Annotated in this window: 19 protein-coding genes; 11 read left to right on the top strand and 8 right to left on the bottom strand. The window is 72.4% G+C overall.

Annotation, left to right across the window (positions count from 1 at the left end; all coding sequences use genetic code 11):
• Nucleotides 1-407: 407 nt before the first annotated feature.
• The gene (locus LQ326_RS41595; protein WP_234544275.1) at nt 408-815 is read left to right on the top strand and encodes a DUF1003 domain-containing protein; all 408 of its coding nucleotides are present in this window, start codon (nt 408-410) and stop codon (nt 813-815) included.
• A 248-nt stretch (nt 816-1063) separates the two neighbouring features.
• Here the strand turns inward: LQ326_RS41595 and LQ326_RS41590 are convergent, their stop codons facing one another.
• Both LQ326_RS41590 and LQ326_RS41585 read right to left on the bottom strand, forming a co-directional pair.
• Nucleotides 1064-2308 carry a SpoIIE family protein phosphatase gene (locus tag LQ326_RS41590; RefSeq protein ID WP_234544274.1) on the bottom strand — a complete coding sequence of 415 codons (1245 nt, stop codon included), beginning with the start codon at nt 2306-2308 and terminating at the stop codon, nt 1064-1066.
• 243 nt (nt 2309-2551) lie between these two features.
• On the bottom strand, nt 2552-3565 hold the full coding sequence (locus LQ326_RS41585) for a 2-hydroxyacid dehydrogenase (protein ID WP_234544273.1): 1014 nt from the start codon (nt 3563-3565) through the stop codon (nt 2552-2554).
• A gap of 323 nt (nt 3566-3888) precedes the next feature.
• On the opposite strand from LQ326_RS41585, the gene LQ326_RS41580 reads away from it, so the two are divergent.
• Complete coding sequence (locus tag LQ326_RS41580) at nt 3889-5106, top strand: metallophosphoesterase (RefSeq protein ID WP_234544272.1); 1218 nt, start codon at nt 3889-3891, stop codon at nt 5104-5106.
• 263 nt (nt 5107-5369) lie between these two features.
• On the opposite strand, the gene LQ326_RS41575 is transcribed toward LQ326_RS41580, so the two are convergent.
• Nucleotides 5370-5858, bottom strand: coding sequence for a GNAT family N-acetyltransferase (locus tag LQ326_RS41575; protein ID WP_234544271.1), 489 nt, complete (start codon nt 5856-5858; stop codon nt 5370-5372).
• A gap of 419 nt (nt 5859-6277) precedes the next feature.
• Nucleotides 6278-6772, bottom strand: a complete 495-nt coding sequence (locus tag LQ326_RS41570) for a PaaI family thioesterase (protein ID WP_234544294.1) — start codon at nt 6770-6772, stop codon at nt 6278-6280.
• Between the two features lie 89 nt (nt 6773-6861).
• Here LQ326_RS41570 and LQ326_RS41565 point away from each other — a divergent pair, with 89 nt between their 5' ends.
• The 9 genes from LQ326_RS41565 to LQ326_RS41530 all read left to right on the top strand — a co-directional run bounded on the left by LQ326_RS41565 (nt 6862) and on the right by LQ326_RS41530 (nt 12776).
• Complete coding sequence (locus LQ326_RS41565) at nt 6862-7329, top strand: winged helix-turn-helix transcriptional regulator (protein WP_234544270.1); 468 nt, start codon at nt 6862-6864, stop codon at nt 7327-7329.
• Between the two features lie 270 nt (nt 7330-7599).
• Complete coding sequence (locus LQ326_RS41560) at nt 7600-7926, top strand: rhodanese-like domain-containing protein (protein ID WP_234544269.1); 327 nt, start codon at nt 7600-7602, stop codon at nt 7924-7926.
• A gap of 46 nt (nt 7927-7972) precedes the next feature.
• Nucleotides 7973-9202 (top strand): NAD(P)/FAD-dependent oxidoreductase, encoded by a 1230-nt coding sequence (locus LQ326_RS41555; RefSeq protein WP_234544268.1) that lies wholly within the window; start codon nt 7973-7975, stop codon nt 9200-9202.
• A 134-nt stretch (nt 9203-9336) separates the two neighbouring features.
• A complete protein-coding gene (locus LQ326_RS41550) occupies nt 9337-10722 on the top strand; it encodes an MBL fold metallo-hydrolase (protein WP_234544267.1) in 1386 nt (461 codons plus the stop codon).
• 268 nt (nt 10723-10990) lie between these two features.
• Nucleotides 10991-11260 (top strand): NAD(P)H-dependent oxidoreductase subunit E, encoded by a 270-nt coding sequence (locus tag LQ326_RS48965; RefSeq protein ID WP_362749093.1) that lies wholly within the window; start codon nt 10991-10993, stop codon nt 11258-11260.
• Between the two features lie 19 nt (nt 11261-11279).
• Nucleotides 11280-11462 (top strand): hypothetical protein, encoded by a 183-nt coding sequence (locus tag LQ326_RS41545; RefSeq protein ID WP_234544266.1) that lies wholly within the window; start codon nt 11280-11282, stop codon nt 11460-11462.
• 5 nt (nt 11463-11467) lie between these two features.
• Entirely contained in the window at nt 11468-11806 is a 339-nt protein-coding gene (locus LQ326_RS41540) for an ArsR/SmtB family transcription factor (protein WP_181806557.1), read from the top strand.
• Between the two features lie 25 nt (nt 11807-11831).
• A complete protein-coding gene (locus tag LQ326_RS41535) occupies nt 11832-12017 on the top strand; it encodes a DUF6126 family protein (protein ID WP_181806566.1) in 186 nt (61 codons plus the stop codon).
• Between the two features lie 252 nt (nt 12018-12269).
• Nucleotides 12270-12776: a hypothetical protein gene (locus tag LQ326_RS41530; RefSeq protein WP_234544265.1), complete on the top strand. Its 507-nt coding sequence runs from the start codon at nt 12270-12272 to the stop codon at nt 12774-12776.
• A gap of 305 nt (nt 12777-13081) precedes the next feature.
• On the opposite strand, the gene LQ326_RS41525 is transcribed toward LQ326_RS41530, so the two are convergent.
• The 4 genes from LQ326_RS41525 to LQ326_RS41510 form a co-directional block, all read right to left on the bottom strand.
• Nucleotides 13082-13432, bottom strand: coding sequence for an ArsR/SmtB family transcription factor (locus LQ326_RS41525; RefSeq protein WP_234544264.1), 351 nt, complete (start codon nt 13430-13432; stop codon nt 13082-13084).
• Between the two features lie 317 nt (nt 13433-13749).
• Nucleotides 13750-14157, bottom strand: coding sequence for a pyridoxamine 5'-phosphate oxidase family protein (locus LQ326_RS41520; protein WP_234544263.1), 408 nt, complete (start codon nt 14155-14157; stop codon nt 13750-13752).
• Nucleotides 14154-15887, bottom strand: coding sequence for a SulP family inorganic anion transporter (locus tag LQ326_RS41515; protein ID WP_234544262.1), 1734 nt, complete (start codon nt 15885-15887; stop codon nt 14154-14156). Before LQ326_RS41515 ends, LQ326_RS41520 begins: the two co-directional genes overlap by 4 nt.
• Nucleotides 15884-16225 (bottom strand): ArsR/SmtB family transcription factor, encoded by a 342-nt coding sequence (locus LQ326_RS41510; RefSeq protein WP_234544261.1) that lies wholly within the window; start codon nt 16223-16225, stop codon nt 15884-15886. Before LQ326_RS41510 ends, LQ326_RS41515 begins: the two co-directional genes overlap by 4 nt.
• Nucleotides 16226-16284 lie beyond the last annotated feature (59 nt).

Raw genomic sequence — 16284 nt, 5'->3', positions numbered from 1 at the left:
AGCTCGGTGTCGTGCCTGGCGAGCGGCCCGCCCGGCCAGGCCGTTCTCGGCCGGTGACCGATGCCGCGAGCCGCCCGCCCGGCTTGCGGGTCGCCGGGCCCCGGTCGGCGCCCGAGGATGCCCCCGGAAGGGGCGTGTCCTCGCGTCTACCCCCTGCCTGGAGTTCATGCCTGTGGTGGTGGCGCGCTGTCGAGGTCCGCGCGGAAAGGGCCTGGGGCGCCGTCGTCTGTGCCTGAGGCCCTGGCGGGCAGTGGTGGCAGGCGCTCGTCGGTGAGTGGGCCGAGGAGGGAGGGCCACTGCGAGCGCGGCCAGTCGCCTCTCTAGGCTGCGGGGAATCGCCGGTTCTCCGCTCCTGCCCTCGGCAGGGCCGCGGGAATACCGGCACCGCTATGTGAGAGGCGCTGAGAATGGCCGTGCAGCAGCACAGTATGGACCGGCATCACCCGGCGGTGGTGGCGCATCGCAAGCACCGTACGGAGGACGTCCAGCTGCGCACGGCCGACGCCATCACCCGGTTCGCGGGCTCGATGCCGTTCGTCTACGTGCATGCGGTCGTCTTCGCGGTGTGGATGCTGTTCTTCGAGGCCAGTCCGTGGCCGTCGCTGACGCTGGTGGTGTCGCTGGAGGCGATCTTCCTGTCCACGTTCGTCATGATCGGCCAGAACCGGCAGGCGGCCTTCCAGCAGTTGAAAGCCGATCATGACTTCGTGGAGGAGGAGCTGGAGCTCAAGACCAACACCGAACTGACGCGCGCGATCCATGCCATGACCCAGGAGCTCCATCGCCGCCTGATCGAGGATGGCACCGCGCAGTAGGACCCTGCGCGTCCTCGGCCGGCCGCACCGCCGCGATGCGCGGCGGCGGTCACGTCACCGAAGCCGCGGGCGGGTTCGGTCTTCGGCGTGGGCCGTGGCACGGCGGAGCTCGCACAGACGCGCGTCCTCGGCGACCGCGCGCTTCCTGGGGGATGAGTTTCCGTTTCTTTCCTGCCCCGGTCGGTCGGACGAGCGGGCTCCCGCCGGCGAAGTGTGCCGGCCGGACGAGCGGCGGTCTGCCGCCGGGGTCACAGGCGCACGATGATCAGGGCGATGTCGTCGCGGGCGCCGCTGACCACGCCGAGGCGGGCCAGCAGGGCGTCGGCAAGGCGCTCAGTGCCGTACCGGCCATAGCCGGCCAGGGTGTCCGTCAGCCGGTGCAGGCCGGCGTCGATGTCCTCGCCGCGGCGTTCGATGAGCCCGTCGGTATACAGAACGAGGGTGTCACCGGTGCGGTAGGACAGGCTGGCCTGGAGCCGCGCGGCGTGCTGGGGGCGCGCGCCCAGCGGCGGATCGGTGGCCTGGTCCAGCAGGTCGCAGGTGCCGTCGGGGTGCAGCAGGACGGGCGGTGGGTGACCGGCGCTGCTGTACGTGATCCGCCGGTCGCGGGAGTCGATGACCGCCTGCAGGGCGGTGGTGGCCAGCGCTCCGTCGACGGAACGGGAGTACAGGCCGAGGACCTCCAGTGACCTGGCCGGCTCGCGCAGTGCCCGGACCACGGCGGACAGCGCGCTGCGGAGCATGCCCATGACGGCCGCGGCTTCCAGGCCGTGCCCGACAACGTCGCCGACCGCGACGGCGAAACCGTCACCGGGCAGGTCGACCACGTCGTACCAGTCACCGCAGACGTTCAAGGACCCGGCAGCGGGCAGGTAGCGCACCGCGATATCGGGATGCCGGGTCAGATCCGGGGAGTGGAGCATGGCCTCCTGCAGGGTGACGGCGACCTGGCGCTCGCGGGCGTGGGCCTGGCGCAGTTCTTCGTTCAGCCGCAGCAGTTCCCGCGCCCGCGCGTACAGCTCGGCCTCCATCGCCTTCCGCCCGCCGAGCGCCTCGCGCCCGCCGCCGGACGGGCGGCCGGTGTGGGTCAGCACGAACTCGGTCACGTCCTCCACCCGGTGGATGATCCACGCGACCTGTCCGTCCGGGCCCAGCACGGGGGTGTTGACCGGCGACCACCACCGCTCCTCGAAGACACCGGGCCTGCCGGGGACGGAGATGTCGTACTTCTGCACCGCCATCCTGTCGGGGTCTTTCGAGCGCAGTGCCCGGTGGAGCGAGGCCTCCAGGTTGCGCACCCCGTCCGCGCTCGGGTCCGCCGGATTGTCCGGGAAGACCTCGAAGAGGTAGTGCCCGACCAGGTCCTGCCGACTCCGGCCGGTCACGCGCAGGTACGCCTCGTTGACGTCGACGACCACCAGATCGGGGCCGAGCACCAGGTACGGGCTGGGCGTGGCCGTGAACAGCGCCTTGTAGTCGATCTCCGATGTCACGGGCTTTACGCCAGTCCTTTCCGGTCCCCGCAGGTCCCGCCAATCTAAGCCGGAAGCACGGGCGCGCTCTCGCCATGATCCGCCAGCCGGCGGACCGGGGGACGGCGCTCCCCGTCCGGGGCAGGGTCACGCTCGGGTCCTGTGTGAGTGCGCAAGAAGCGGAGGCCCGGCATCCGACACGGCGGGTCTGCTCGTCCGGCGGGCCGGACGGCGCGGCCGGCCCAGAGGCCGCTCTGCGGGAACTCAGGGGGCGGGCGGAGGGACGAGGGTGTTGTCGCCGGTGCGGCCGGCGAGGTAGTCCGCGACGTTGGCGACGGTGGTCTCGGCGATCTGGCTGACGGCGTCCCGGGTGAAGTACGCCTGGTGCGAGGTGACCAGGACGTTGCTGAAGGTCATCAGCCGTGCGAGGCGTTCGTCGGTCATCACCTCAAGCGACTTGTCGAGGAAGAACACCCCCGCCTCCTCCTCGTACACGTCCAGGCCGACCCCGCTGAGCCGGCCGGCGCGCAGGGTTTCCAGCAGGGCGCCGGTGTCGATCAGGCCGCCGCGGCTGGAGTTGATCAGGATCGCGTCGTCCTTCATCAGCCCCAGTGTCCTGGCGTCGAGCAGGTGGTGGGTGGCGGGCAGCAACGGCACGTGCAGACTGACCAGGTCCGCCTCGGCGAGCAGCTGCTCCCGCTCGACGTACTCCATGCCCAGGGCGACGCAGTCGGGGTTCTCGGCGATGTCCCAGCCGAGCAACCGCATTCCGAAGCCGCGCGCGATGGCCGCGAACGCGGCTCCGATCTTGCCGGTGCCCACCACCCCGGCGGTCCGGCCGCGCAGGTCGCGGCCCATCAGCCCGTCGAGCCGGAAGTCGAACTCCCGGGTGCGGTGCGCGGACCTGACGATACGGCGGTTGACGGCGAGAGCCAGCGTCCAGGCGAACTCGGCCACCGAGTAGGGCGAGTAGTACGACACCCGGGCCACCGTCAGCCCCAGTTCCTTGGCCGCGGTCAGGTCGATGTTGTTGTAGCCGGTGGCCCGCTGGGCGATCATCCGGGTGCCGCCCTCGGCCAGCGCGCGCAGCACCTCGGCGTCCAGCGTGTCGTTGACACTGCTGAGCACCACCTCGTGGCCGGCCGCCGTCGGGGCGGTGTCCCGGTTCAGGAACAGCCCCAGACAGCGCAGTTCGTGACGGTCGTCGATCGCGGTGTCGAACGCTGCGTGCAGCAGCGGCTGCTCGTCCACGAGAACTCCGTACGCAACGATCTCCACGTGCACTCCTTGGTAGCGGCGACGATCTCTCCCCCACCCTAGAAGGGCCGCACGCGCCGGCGGGCGGCACGTCGGCTTGCGGGCGCGGTCAGGAGGCGCGGAGCACGTCCAGGGACATCGCCGCCTTGGGCCGCCTCCGGACTGGGGGTGCGGCCGGCGGCCGGTGCGCAGGACGGACGACCCGGTCGCCGTCTCCATGTGCCCCTGGGGGACCACCTCGCGCAGGGGGCTGCCCGCCATGAGCCCCCGGTCCGTCCGCCCGGCCCGGGACGGCCGGATACAGTGCGCGCGACGGCAGCCCGGTTGCCCTAGGAGGGGAAAGCGTGACCGACACCAGCGAAACCCGATCCGCCGACAGTGCTGCGGCGCGCGCGACTGAGCGGAGCCGGCTGCGCCGCCTGCTGCGTTACCTCCCGCTGATCGCCCCCGTCCTGCTGTGGACCGTGCCCTGCTGGCTGCTGCTGTACACCGGCCAGCGCTGGCCGCTCCCTGTCACGCTCGCCGGCACCGCCCTGTTCACCCTCGGTCTGATCGGGATGCCGCTCGCGATGGCGCGCGGCCACGGCCGACGCCAGCAGGACTGGGCGGCGATCGTCGGAGACACCCTGCTGGGCGCCGTCTGGATCCTGTTCACCTGGTCCGTCGTGCTCGGTGTCCCGCTGCGGCTCGCCCTGACCGTGGCCGGCGCCGGCCAGGACCGGGCCCGGATCGTCACCTGGGCGGTCCTCGGCGCGGCCGCCGTGCTGCTCACCTGGGGGTACGCCGAGGCCCGCCGGGTACCACGGGTACGCCGCCTGGAGGTGCGACTTCCGCGCCTGGGGGCCGGGTTGGACGGCACGCGCGTCGTCCTCATCACCGACACCCACTACGGCCCGCTGGACCGTGCCCGTTGGTCGGCGCGGGTCTGCGAGACGGTCAACACGCTGAAGGCCGACGTGGTCTGCCACACCGGAGACATCGCGGACGGCACGGCCGAACGCCGCCGCGCCCAGGCCGCCCCGCTCGGCACCGTGCAGGCCACCCACGCCCGGGTCTACGTCACCGGCAACCACGAGTACTACAGCGAGGCCCAGGGCTGGGTCGACCTGATGGACGAGCTGGGCTGGGAGCCGCTGCGCAACCGCCATCTGCTGCTCGAACGCGGTGGCGACACCCTCGTGGTCGCCGGCGTGGACGACGTCACGGCCGAGTACTCCGGCCTCGCCGGCCACGGCGCCCACCTCGCCGGGGCCCTGCACGGCGCCGACCCCGACCACCCCGTCCTGCTCCTGGCCCACCAGCCCAAGTTCGTCGACCGGGCGGCAGCCGGCGGCGTCGACCTCCAGCTCTCCGGCCACACCCACGGCGGCCAGATATGGCCCTTCCACCACCTGGTCCGCATCGACCAGCCCGCCCTCGCCGGCCTCAGCCGCCACGGCACCCGCACCCTCCTCTACACCAGCCGTGGCACCGGCTTCTGGGGCCCGCCCTTCCGCGTCTTCGCCCCGAGCGAGATCACCCTGCTCGTGCTCCGCTCCCCGCAGCGGCCCCCCACGCCGTAGCGCTGGGCGGGCCGGCGGTTCCGCCTGGAGATGCTTCCACCAGGTATTCGGGACGCCGACCTCGGTCGGGTCGAGAGCGAGCCGAGGTGTAGGTGATGTCGATGCCCCTGGGCGTGCCGGAGGCGAGGGAGCCGCCGGGAGAGGCCGCCGGCGCGGGCGGTTCCCCGGCCGGTGCGAAGGCGACGGCGCACATGGAGCGCGCGGCTCCTGCGGGCGGGCCGTCGTGCAGGCGAAGCCGGTGCCCTGCGAACCGGCACAACGCGTCACTCCGAAGGAATGCGAAACTCGAATCTGGGTCGGTCCCACGGCACGGCGGGCGGGTTCGCGAGCGCGGTCCCGGTCCGCACCGCGCCGACGCGGTGGTAGAAGTCCTCGGCGGGAAGATGCGACACGACGTCGACGCGGTCGAGCCCGGCGGCGCGGGCCTCGGACCGCATGTGCGCGACGAGCAGCCGTCCGATACCGCGCCCCTGAGCTTCGTCGGCGACGAACAGCAGGTCGAGCTCCGGTGGAGCGAGGACGAGCGAGTAGAACCCGATGACCTGGCCTTCGTGATCGTCTGCGCCGACGGCTACGAAGGTGCGGTGGGCTTCGATGTAATCAGGACCGACCCGGTAGCCGGCCACTGCGGATGCGTACTCGCCCCGGTAGGCGCCTGAGCCGCGCACGAGCCGCGTGAGCCGTTTGGCATCCCGCGCGACCGCCCTCCGTATCGTGATCGGCCGGCTGGTCGGGGAAGTGCGTGAACTCACCAGGAGAGTATGTCGCACCGGGGAGTGCCTTCCCGCGGCGGGTCGGGGACTCGGACAGGTGTTCCCGCACCGCTCCCGGGAACCGCTCGTGCGAGCGCGACCGATGTCACGCCGGAGCCGTGCGCCGCAGCGCTCCGGCGCGGCGCGGCTCCGACGCAGCGCGGCTTCGGCGTCTCACGGCTCCGAGCGGAGGTCCCCGTCGGAACGGTTTCCGGCGGGCCTCGCCGCGTCAGCCGCCATTCGCGCCGGGCGAGGTGGTGCAGATGGACTCCATCCCGCGCACCGCCCACCGCGGCCGCGGCCGCGGCACAGCGACCGATCAGACTCCGGTGAGAACGCTCCACCTTCGCGACGACAGGTCGGTCGGCGGCAGACTCACCCGGGTCCGGTCTTCGCCGTCGGCGCGCGGCGCGTGGCGGTCAGCGCGGCTGGACCGGGAAGAGCATGCAGCTGCTGGTGGCGTGGGCCAGCAGCCGGTCCTCGGAGTCACGGAGCTCCGCCTGCGCGAGGGCGGTGCGGCGCCCGGCGTTGAGGACGGTGCCGATGGCGCGGACCTTCCCGGTGTCGACGGTGACCGGGCGCAGGAACTTCAGGGTCAGGTCGAGCGAGGTGTAACCCGTGCCCTGTGGAAGCACGGACTGCACCGCGCAGCCGGCCGCCGAGTCCAGGAGCGTCGCGTAGACGCCGCCGTGGACGCTGCCGATCGGGTTGTAGTGCTCCTCGCCCGGTACCAGTACGAAGACCGCCCGGCCGTGTTCGGCCTCCTCGAGGGTGAAGCCCAGGGTGGCGGCGATCGGCGGGGCGGGCAGCCGCCCGGCCATGATCTCGCGGAGGAAGTCGAGACCGCTGTGGTGGGGAACGGCGGCGGCGGAGACCGCGGGGTCTTCCCAGTCGAACGTCCGTGACCTGCTCATGTCCGGCCCCCACTGTTCTGGCTTCATATGCCGAAGCTAGATGGCCGGAGCTCTGGCTGTCAACGTCGAAGCCAGCCTAGAATGGGCGCATGAGCTGGCTGGAGACGAGCACCGAGAACTGCACGGTTCAGCGGACGCTGGACCTGGTCGGCGAGAAGTGGTCGTTGCTGCTGGTTCGGGACGCCATGAACGGCGTCCGGCGCTTCGACGACTTCCGGCGGCACGTCGGGCTCTCCGAGGCCGTACTGGCGGACCGGCTGCGCAAACTGGTGGCCGCCGGAATCCTGGAGACCGTCGCCTACCGCGAGCCGGGCAGCCGTACCCGGCGCGAGTACCGGCTCACCCGCAAGGGCTGGGACCTGTGGCCCGCGATGATCGCGCTGAAGCAGTGGGGCGACCGGTACACCGCGGACCCCGAGGGCCCGCCGCTGGAGGTTCACCATGCGGACTGCGGCGAACCGGTTCGGGCCGTGATCGTCTGCGGGCAGGACCACGGACCGCTGACGCCACCACAGGCCCGCACCCGCCCGGGCCCCTCGGCGCATCCCCAGGCCTGACCGACGCACCACCTCCCCCGGTCGAACAGTTGCTCTACTGAGTGGCGGGAGGGCGATCCGGCGCGATCCGGCGCGGGGCGCACCTCGCACCGACATCGAGGAACACGAACGCCATCGGGGTGCGCGGACGCCGCCGGGACACGCGAACGCCATCGGGTAGCCGCGGTTTGCCTCACGGGCAAATACCCCTAGGGGTATTTGACGCCCCTCCGCCGACGGCCATACCCTCGCCGGAGAGATACCCCCGGGGGTAATTGAGGAGGCAACCAAGTGGCTCGCGAAGTGACACAGGAAGTGTTCGCGGCGGCATGGGCCGACGGAGTGCTCGTGGTCGACGTCCGGGAGGCGGACGAGTACGCGGCCGGGCACATCCCCGGCGCGCGGCTGATGCCGCTGCGCACCGTGCCCACCCGCTACGCCGAACTGCCCGCCGGGCAGCCGGTGTACGTGGTCTGCGCCAGCGGCAACCGCAGCCGGACCGCGGCCGACTGGATGGACTCCCACGGCGTCGACGCCCACTCGGTCACCGGCGGCACCAGCGCCTGGGCTCGCGGCGGCCGCCCCGTCGCGATCGGTTCGCACGAGCACGCCGCCTGACCTCCGCCCGCACCCGCACACCGGCCAGCCGGAAAGGAGCCCTGCCTTGGCCGCTACGCCCACTCCCTCCGACGCCCCGATCTCCGGTCGTCACCGAATCGCCGTCGTCGGCGGTGGCAGCGCCGGTATCAGCGTCGCCGCCCGCCTGCGGCGCGCCGGCGTCACCGACATCACGCTGATCGAACCGTCCGACACCCACTGGTACCAGCCCCTGTGGACCCTGGTCGGCGGCGGCCAGGCCGCCCTCGGCACCACCCGCCGCCCCGAGGCCTCGGTCATACCGGACGGCGTGCGCTGGATCCGCCGCCGCGCCCTGGCGGTCGACCCCGAGGCCCGCACGGTGGCCCTGTCCGGCGGCGCCGAACTCACCTACGAGTACCTGGTCATGGCGCCCGGCCTCCAACTCGACTGGGACGGCGTACCGGGCCTCGCCGAAGCCGTCGGCCACGACCGGGTGAGCAGCAACTACGCACCCGAGTACGCCCCGCGCACCTGGGAACTGATCAAGCAGATGCGCTCGGGCACGGCCGTCTTCACGCACCCGGCCTCTCCGCTGAAGTGCGGCGGCGCCCCGCAGAAGATCGCCTACCTGGCCGCCGACTACTGGCGCAAGCAGAAGGTCCTCGACCGTATACGCGTCATCCTCGTCGTCCCCGACCCGGCTCTGTTCAAGGTGCCCGCCTGGTCACAGGTCCTGGAGAAGGTGGCCGACCGGTACGGCATCGAGGTGCGGCTGCGCTCGGAGATGACCGCCGTCGACGGCGACGGCCGCCAGGTCACGATCACCGACCACGCGAACGGCACGAAGGAGACCATCGGCTACGACCTCCTGCACGCCGTGCCGCCGCAGAGCGCCCCCGACTGGGTCAAGGCGAGCCCGCTCGCCGACCCGGCCAGTGCGCAGGGTTTCGTCGCCGCCGGCAAACACACCCTCCGGCACCCGTCGTACGGAGACGTCTTCGCCCTCGGCGACGTGGCGAACCTGCCGACCTCGAAGACCGGCGCGGCCGTGCGCAAGCAGGCGCCGGTGGTCGCGGCGAACCTGCTGGACGTGATGAACGGCCGCTCCCCGTCCAGGAGTTACGACGGCTACACGTCCTGTCCGCTGGTGACGGCCCGCGACCGGATGCTGCTCGCCGAGTTCGACTACGACCTCAACCCGACCCCCAGCTTCCCGCTGATCAGCCCGTTCCGGGAGCGGCGCGCGATGTGGGTGTTCAAGCGGTACGGCCTGCCGCCCGTGTACTGGCACGGCATGCTCACCGGCCGCCTCTGACCGCTCGGCCCGGTCGTCCCCGGCCCGCGCCGCCCCTCTCCCCCCCCACCCCAGCCCTTCGGCAAGGGCGGACCAGACCCCTACGCGTACCCCCCGGGGTAATGCGACCTTTCCGACATGGAGGTCATCCGACCATGTTCTTCGCCCAGTACTACCTCGACTGCCTCTCCCAGGCGTCGTACCTGATCGCCGACGAGACCACCGGCAGGGCCGTCGTCGTCGACCCGCGCCGCGACGTCTCCGAATACCTCAGCGACGCCGCCGCCCACGGCTTCACCATCGAGGCGGTCGTCAACACCCACTTCCATGCCGACTTCCTCGCCGGCCACCTGGAACTCGCCGACCGCACGGGCGCCTGGATCGGCTACGGGCAGCGTGCCGAGGCCGAGTACCCGATCCGCAAGCTGGCCGACGGCGAGCGCATCAGCCTCGGCGACGTCCAGCTCCAGATCCTCGAGACGCCGGGCCACACCCCGGAGTCGATCAGCGTCCTGGTGTACGAGCACGCCGACGACGCGGTCCCCTACGGCGTTCTCACCGGTGACGCGCTGTTCATCGGTGACGTCGGCCGCCCCGACCTGCTGGCCTCGATCGGCGTGACCGCGGACGAACTCGGCAAGATGCTCTACGACACCATCCAGCACAAACTGATGGCCCTCCCGGACGCCGTGCGGGTCTTCCCCGCCCACGGCGCCGGATCCGCCTGCGGCAAGAACCTCTCCACCCAGCGCCAGTCCACCATCGGCGAGCAGCGCGCCACCAACTACGCCTGCCGGCCGATGAGCGAGGAACGGTTCGTGGAGCTGGTGACGGCGGGCCAGCCGTCCGCGCCCGCCTACTTCGTCTACGACGCCATCCTCAACCGTAAGGAGCACGGCCTGTTCGACGCGGCCGCCGCGCCCCGGCCGCTGTCGGTGCAGGAGTTCATGGCGCGGCGCGCGGCGGGGGCGGTCGTGGTCGACGCCCGCTCGCCGCAGGACTTCGCGCCGGGCCATCTGCGCGGCTCGGTCAACGTGCCCGCGGACGGCCGCTTCGCCGAGCAGGCGGGCACCGTCGTCGCCCCCGAGCAGGAGGTCGTCGTCATCGCGCCGCAGGACCGCGAGGAGGAGATCGTCACCCGGCTCGCCCGGATCGGCTTCGACAAGGTCGGCGGTTATCTGCGCGAACCCGAGGGCGCCTTCCCCGCCCTGGCCGACGAGATGGGACAGGCCAGCCGCCTGACCGCCGACGAACTGCGCCGGCTGCTCGACGGTGCCGAACCCCCGCTGGTCCTGGACGTGCGCAACGCCGCCGAGCGCGAGGAGGGCTTCATCGAGGGGTCGTCGCACATCCCGCTGGCCGAACTGGCCCGCCGTATCGACGAGATACCGGCCGGCCGGCCCCTGGTCGTGCACTGCGCGGGCGGCCACCGTTCCTCCATCGCGGCCAGCCTGCTGCGCCACCACGGCCGCACCGACGTCTCCGACCTGCTCGGCGGCTACGGCGCCTGGCTCGCCCTGACGGCCGCGGCCGAGGTCTGATCCACCGCGGGCGGGCGGTGACCGGAGGCACCGGCCGCCGCCCGCCCCCTTCGAAGGCACCGAGGAACGTCCGTGGGCCGCGGCGGCGGGAGCCGGGGCCGGCAGGCCGCCCTGGTCTCCCTCGGACTGGGGCCGCTGCCCGGCGCCGCCGGACTCGGACCGGCCGGCTGCTACGCCGACCTCGCGGCCCCGCACGGCCGCCGGCACGTCCGGGTGTGCGACGCGACGGCGTGCTTCGCGGCGCAGGCCGGACGGCCACCTCGTCGACGTGGCGAACGAGCTCGGGGTCGCGCCCGGCACTTGCTCGCCGGACGGCGCCGTCCCGGTGCAGGAGGTCCGTTGTCTCGGCTGCTGCTGCACGGGGCCCGCAGCGCTCGACGGTGACGTACCGTGCGCAGGTCCCGGCCTCGCCGCTCAGCTCGCGGCGGGGACGGCGAGGCGGCGCATGGGGGGCGGTGCCCGAGATGGGCGGTTGTGCCTCGCACGGCCTATAATTGAAGAGTTCTTCAATTGGTTAGTTGCGCTGCTTGGCAGATGATCACGGAGTGGAGGTCGGGGTGGGAACAGTCGTCGAGGCGTTGCTGGCGCGGGTGCGGGCGGCCCGGTCCGCTCTGGCGGCCGCCCTGGAGGCCGAGGACCCCTACGCGGTCGCGGTCGCGCAGGACGAGCTGGACGACGCGGTGAGGTTCGCCCGCAGGCACGGGCTGGACGTCGAGGCGACAGAACCGGACGAGGGGTGATCGGGATGCCGGTTCCGCTGTACGAGGCGAAGGCGGAGTTCTTCCGGATGCTCGGGCACCCGGTGCGGATCAGGGTGCTGGAGCTGCTGCAGGACGGGCCGAAGCCCGTACGCGGCCTGCTCTCCGCCATCGAGGTCGAGCCGTCCAACCTGTCGCAGCAGCTGGCGGTGCTGCGCCGCTCCGGGATCGTCACCGCCACCCGGACCGGTTCCACCGTCGTGTACGAGCTGGCCGGCGGGGACGTGGCCGACCTGCTGGCGGCGGCACGCCGGATCCTGTCCGTGCTGCTGGCCGGCCGGCAGGAACTGCTGGAAGAGCTGCGGTCCGCGGACGCGGCCCGGTGAAATCGCAGGAGAGGGAGACGGCATCGTGAGTGAGGGAGCCGAGGCGGCCGGGCAGCCGGGGGACACGAAAGGCGGGGGGAAGGTCAGGGACCGCGAGTGGCGGATCGAGCGCGGTGTCGCGATCCGGGCGGGCTTCTACATTTTCGGCACCCATCTGTTCGCCGGGTTCGTGTGGCTGCTCTTCTATCTCGGCGAGCACGCGCACAAATAACCACGTCGCCGGGGTTCCGGCCGCCCCGGAGCAGAGCGTCGTCACCCCGGGCCTGGGGCCGAACGGCCCTGTTCAACCGCTGGGCCACCGGTGAAGCTGTGGAGGGGACCGGCCGGCGGACGGCCGTTCCTCTCCCGCGGGCGGCCGCCCAGGCGCTTCCTCCTGGGCGGACCAGCCTGGGCGCGGCGTGCGGACTCCTCGGCCGGCCAGGTGCGGTGAGTGGCGTGTGTGAGGGAGAAAGGACTGCCGAGGTTGATCGCTGTGGTGGGGCATGAGGATCTCGCGCCCTGGACCCTGGCCCTGCTGGAGGAAGAGCTGCGGGCGCGGCTGGCCCGGTGTGCCGAGGCCGGGTGGACGGGCATGGTCCGGGTCGGACAGGGGCTGCCGGTGGCGTTCGGACGAGCCGCGAAGCAGGCCGGGCTGGCGCTGGTGACCGTGGTGCCCACGCTGAACCGGGTGCCCGCGCTGCTGCGGGAGCGGGACTGGCGGGCGGCCGGGGAGTTGCTGCTGCTGTCCGAGCAGGTGCGGCTGCTGGAGTACGACCCGGCGGACCGGGACGCCTGTGTGGGCGCCGACGAGCGCCTGCTGCGGGCCTGCGCCCGGGTGCTGGCGATCTGGGACGGCACCGCGTCCAACGGCCGTGACCGCACCGCTCACCTGGTGGCGTACGCGCGCAGTCACGGCATCGACGTCGAGGTGCTGTGGCCCGCGGGCGCCGAGCGGGTGGGGGGTCCCGAGGTGGCGGAGGCGCCGTCATGACGGCCGGTACGCCGCCGTGGGTCCGCATGGCCGAGCTGGGCCGAGCCGGACCGGGTCGCTGAGACCGCCGGCCGCGGCGACGCCGGGAGGTGTGGTCACCGCTCGGCGTCGTGGACAGGGCCGGAGGTCGCCGCGATCCCGGTCTCGCGGCCGTTGCGGGAAACCTGCGTCCGCACCGCGCACCTGCACCGGGCTCCCCCGCGGCGGAGGACTGACGGTTCCCCCCTCGCGGCTCGGGCGGGGCGGACTCGGCCGCCCCGCCCGGTGTCGCGGGTCTCGGGGCGGCCACCGGTGCAGGGCCGTTGCTACGTCGGCGGTTTCGCCGGCGTCTGAGCGGCCCGCAGGTCGGCGAGAAGTTCGGCCTGCCCGGCGAGCACTCCGGACAGGATGGTGCGGGCTATCCGGAGCAGCTCGGCGATCTGCGGGCTGACCAGGGAGTAGTACACGGTGGAGCCCTCCTTGCGGGTGACCACCAGATTCGCGCGGCGCAACACCGCGAGCTGCTGCGACAGGTGAGCCGGCTCGATGCCCACCTCGGGCAGCATCTCCGCCACCGCGTGCTCGCGCTCGCTCAGCAGCTCCAGAACCCTGATACGTGCCGGATGCCCCAGCGTCTTGAAGAACTCGGCCTTCAGTTGGTACAGCGGCGTGCTCATCGTGCCGTCCCCTTCCCGGCTGAGCAGCACGGCCGTGCCGGCCGGTCCTCGCTGCATCGCATCCGCCCACTCGTCACACCCATGCGGCCCATCCTCGCCTGCGGCGTCGGCCAGGCCGAATCCGCGCACGGGCACCCGGACCGCCCGACAGCCGATATTACAACCTCGTCAATTGCCAAGATCGGAAACCTCGTAGGTGGTGCGGCAGGCTCGCGGTCGGAGCCTGCTCGGCGTCTGACGGGCGGTGCGGGCCGCGGCCGGCCACGTGGGCAGGGTGAGCACGTGCCGGTGGCGCAGGGCTTCGAGCCGGCTGCTCATCAGGTCTCCGCGCTGGCGAGGCGGAATCCGCTCACCGTCTTCGGGTGCAGGCGCAGCAGGGTGTCGTGCGGGCCGTGGCTCCAGCCGGCGAGGGTGCGCTGATAGTGAGCGGCCTCGTCGGGATCGGTGATCACGTCGACCGGCCCGGCGACGGTGACGCTCCAGCCGATGCCGGTCGCCGCGCGGACCTCGTCCACCTGGTAGGTCGCGGTGGCGGGAACCGCGGCGGCCGGAGCGGGCGCGCGTACCACCAGGCGGCCGTACTCCCACCGATGCCGGCCGGGCCGGACGACGGTGAGGTCCCGCCAGCTGTACACCAGCCGGCCCAGCGCACTGCCCTCCAGCAGCCACAGGGCCTCGGAACCGGAGACCTCGACCATGCGCAGCACGGCGGGCACAGTGCTCATCCGGCGGTCGCCTCCGGATCCTCGATGACGGACCGGGACGTCCGGGCCGGGAACGGCGGCACGACACCGGCGCTCTCCAGGTAGAAGCGGGCGCCCTTGATGGCCTCGGGCGTGGTGGCGTACTCGCGCCCCTCCAGACGCAGCAGCTCCAGCGCGCCGACGGAGTCGAGGACCTGCCGCTGGCCCGCACGTATGCCGGAGGTCATGACGACGACGCCGCGCCGGTGCAGTTTCGCCACCGCGTCCTTGAGGACCAGGGCCCCGGTGGCGTCGATGGTGGTCACCCGCGACATACGAAGGATGACCACGCGCACGTCGGCGACCTCGGTCAGTTCGAGGAGGAAGCGGTGGGCGCCGGCGAAGAACAGCGGGCCGTCGATCCGGTACGCCACGATGTGCTCCGCGAGCAGCGCGTGCTCCTCGGCACTGTGGTCGCCGCGGTCGAGCGGCACCTGATCGAGACGCGCCTGCTTGGCCACCGCGCGCAGTGCGAGCGCGCCCGCGACCACCAGGCCGATGATCACGGCGTACACGAGGTCGAGTGCGAGGGTGGCGACGGCGGTGAGCGCCAGAATCAGGGCGTCGGACCGGGTGGCCCTGGCCATGGCGCGCAGGGAGCCGACCTCGACCATGCGGACGGCGGTGGCCAGCAGCACACCGGCCAGCGCGGCGAGCGGGATCTTGGAGACGAGGGGGGCGGCGGCGAAGACGATCACGGCGAGGACCCCGGCATGGGTGAGCGCGGCCAGCCGGGAGCTCGCGCCGGTACGGACGTTGACCGCCGTACGCGCGATCGCGCCGGTCGCCGGTACCCCGCCGAACAGCGGGGCCGCGATGTTGGCCAGGCCCTGCCCGAACAGTTCGCGGTCGGGGTCGTGCTTCTGTCCCACCGTCATGCCGTCGGCGACCGAGGCCGACAGCAGTGACTCCAGTGCGGCCAGTGCCGCCACCGCGACGGCCGGGGCCAGCAGCGAGCCGAGCGCCCCGGGGTCGAGGAAGGACAGCGAGGGAGCCGCGAGCCCGGCCGGCAGATCACCGATCGGCTTGGCGGCACCCAGGCCCGCGACCTGCGCCACGACGGTGGCCCCGATCACCGCGAGGATGGAGAACGGCACGGTCGGGCGCAGGCGGGCGCCCACCAGCATGACCACGGCCACCGCGACCGCGAGGCCGACGGCGGTCCAGTTCGGGGACCCGGCGAACTCCTCCACCGCCCGCCAGGTCACCACCAGCACGCGATCGCCCTCGGGCTTGGGCACCCCGAGCGCGTTCGGAATCTGCTGCAGGCCGATCACGCAGGCGATGCCGAGCGTGAAGCCCTCCACGACCGGCGCGGGGATGTACTGCATGTACTTGCCGGCCTTGAGCAGGGCCAGCACGACGAGCATCACGCCGGCCATCAGGCCCACCGTGAGCACCCCGGACGGCCCGTACGCCGCGACGATCGGTACCAGCACCACGGTCATCGCACCGGTCGGCCCGGACACCTGCAGATTCGAACCGCCGAAGACCGCGGCGAGCGCGCCGGCGACCACCGCGGTCGCGAGCCCGGCCTCGGCGCCGAGCCCCGAGGAGACACCGAAACCAAGCGCGAGCGGCAGCGCGACGATGGCCACGGTCAGTCCCGCAAGGAGGTCCCGGCGCGGGTCACGGCCCATTTCCGTCAGGTCGGCACGGCCGGGCAGCAGAGCGGCGATCCGGCCCCGGACCCGGATGAACACGGACGTCATCGCGCGGCGACCTCGGCTTCCCGCAGTTCGGCCAGCAGCTTGTGCTGCCCGGCCAGCACCTCGGTCAGGATCCGCCGTGCGGCACCCAGCAGGCCGGCAACGTCCCCGCTCGCGAGCGCGTAGACCACCGTCGAGCCCTCGCGCCGGGCACTGACGATGCCCGAGCGGCGCAGCAGCGCCAGTTGCTGCGACAGCCCCGAAGGCTCCGCCTCGATGGCTGCGAGCAGGTTCCGGACCGGCATCGGCCCGTCCTGCAGAAGCTCCAGCACCCGGATCCGCATGGGGTGCCCCAGCATCCGGAAGAACTCGGCTTTGGCCTGGTACAGCGGAACGGACACGGCTCCTCGACTTCCCGACTACCTGCAGACACAGTAAACAAAGCATCTAACGAATTGCG

Source organism: Streptomyces shenzhenensis (assembly GCF_021462265.1).
GTDB classification, from domain to species: domain Bacteria; phylum Actinomycetota; class Actinomycetes; order Streptomycetales; family Streptomycetaceae; genus Streptomyces; species Streptomyces shenzhenensis.
Note: the sequence above shows the minus strand (reverse complement) of the source record. Positions and strands in the feature narration are given on the sequence as shown.